At 72.9% G+C, this 2092-nt stretch carries 1 protein-coding gene; it reads right to left on the bottom strand.

The features are described from left to right. Window positions 1-184 precede the first annotated feature (184 nt). On the bottom strand, window positions 185-2050 hold the full coding sequence (locus tag ACFW16_RS36055) for an ATP-dependent helicase (RefSeq protein ID WP_380313920.1): 1866 nt from the start codon (window positions 2048-2050) through the stop codon (window positions 185-187). Between the last annotated feature and the right edge of the window lie 42 nt (window positions 2051-2092).

Genomic DNA, 2092 nt, shown 5'->3' with positions numbered 1-2092 from the left:
AAGGCCCGCGATGTCCGCCAACAACTCGCACTGGCTGCTTGACAGGCCAGACAGTCGCTCACCCGGTCTCGCTGCGCGAGCCCGACCTCTCCCGCCAGGCGGGAGAGGCAATGTGAAGACGCTCGATATCCTGTCGACCCCTGCCCGATTGCCCTGACGTGACCCGACCTCAATCCATCCCGCTCTAGAACAAACTGAGCTGCCGCTCGGCCGGGCGGCGCGGGGCCGGGTCCGGGCGGCGATGGGCCAGCAGCTCGGCCTCGATCTCGCCGAGGAAGGGCGACACCTCCAGCCGCACCGTGCCGCCGCGCCAGCGCCGCTCGCGCGCCCGGCACAGGAACAGCCGGTCCATCGCCCGGGTCATGCCGACATAGAACAGCCGCCGCTCCTCGGCCGTCGCCGCCGGGTCCGCCTCGCCGAAGCGCAGCGGCAGCACGCCGTCCTCCAGGCCGAGGATGAACACCACCGGGAACTCCAGCCCCTTGGCGGCATGCAGCGTCAGCAGCGAGACCCGGTCGGCGCGCGGGTCCCAGAAATCCGCCTCGGTCGCCAGCGCCACGGCAGCCAGGAAAGCCGTCCGATCATCGCTGTCCTGGCGGGACGCGATCAGCGCCAGGCGCTGCAGCGCCGCCGTGGTCGAGGCCGGATCGGCGCCGTCGCGGCGCAGCGCTTCGGCCGCCCGCTGCAGCTGCTGCGGCAGCGGCCCCTCCTCCGCCTCGCTCTCCAGTGCCGCCAGCAATGCCTGGACCGCCGGGTCCTCGGCCAGCGGCGCCAGCGAGCTCTTCTTGAACGGCATGCCGCCGCGGCCCAGGGCTTCCGCCACCGCCTCGGCCTGGGCGTCGGTGCGGTACAGCACGGCGATGTCGCCGAAGCCCAGCTGATCATCGGAGCGGCCGTCCGACCGGCCGCTGTCGATCGAGAAGAAGCTGTGGCCGCCCAGCAGCGCCTCGATCTCCGCCACCACGAACTCGGCCTCGGCCTTGTCGCTGGCGGCGGCGTGGACCGAGATGCGGTCCTGCATCGCCCGCACGATCTCCGCCGCCGGCTCCGTCCGGCCATCCGCACCGATGAAGCGCGAGGCGGCGGTGACGATGGTGCCGGTCGAGCGGTAGTTGCGCCGCAGCCGGATCACGGCGGCGCCGGGATGGTCGCGGTGGAAGCGGTCGAAGCAGGAGGCGTCGGCGCCGCGGAAGCCGTAGATCGCCTGGTCCGGGTCGCCGATGACGCAGAGATTGCCGCCGGACGGCACCAGCAGCGACAGCAGGCGGACCTGGCTGTCGTCGACGTCCTGGAACTCGTCGACCGAGACGTGGCGGAACCGGTCGCGGGTGAGCGCGACCAAGCCGGGATCGCCCTCCAGCGCCGCGATGCTGCGGCCGACCAGGTCGTCGAAGTCGATCCAGTTGCGCAGCGCCAAGGCCTCGTCATAACGGGCCAGCGCCTCGGCGAGGTCGAGCTCGGCCAGCGCCCCGGTGCGCTTGACGCGGGAGATGGCGCGCAAGAGCCGCTCGGCCCTGGTGCGGGACACCTCCAGCACGTCCTGCAGCAGGGCCGCGCGCTCCGCCTCCCCCGCCACCCGGAAGTCGCGGTGCAGCCCGGCCGCCTCGCCATGCTCGCGCAGCAGGGCGAGGCCGAGGGAATGGAAGGTGTGGATCGGCATCCGCGCCGCCGCGCCGGGCAGAAGCGCCTCCAGCCGCTCGCGCATCTCCGCCGCTGCCCGGCGGGTGAAGGTGATGGCAAGGCAGGAGTCGGGCGCTGCGCCGTGCTCCGCGATCAGGTGGGCGATGCGGTGGGTCAGCGTCCGGGTCTTGCCCGATCCCGGCCCGGCGACGATCAGGAGCGGCCCCTCGACCCGCTCCGCCGCCGCCCGCTGGTCCGGATCGAGCCGGTCGAGGAGGTGAGCGGAGGCACCTGCTTGTGTGCCTCTCCCGCTTGCGGGAGAGGTCGGAGCCGCGCCAGCGGCTCCGGGTGAGGGGGCTTTGTCGAGGCCTGGGTCCGCCCTTGTATCTGGAGTGCAGCCCTCGCTGAGGTAGAAGAGAGGGCAGGACAGGGGCCGGTGGCCACCGGCCCCTGTCCTTGGCGGTTGGCGCCC

This window comes from Inquilinus sp. NPDC058860, from assembly GCF_042743185.1.
GTDB lineage: Bacteria > Pseudomonadota > Alphaproteobacteria > DSM-16000 > Inquilinaceae > Inquilinus.
The sequence above is the reverse complement of the archived record's forward strand: the minus strand, read 5'-3'. Positions and strand labels throughout refer to the sequence as shown.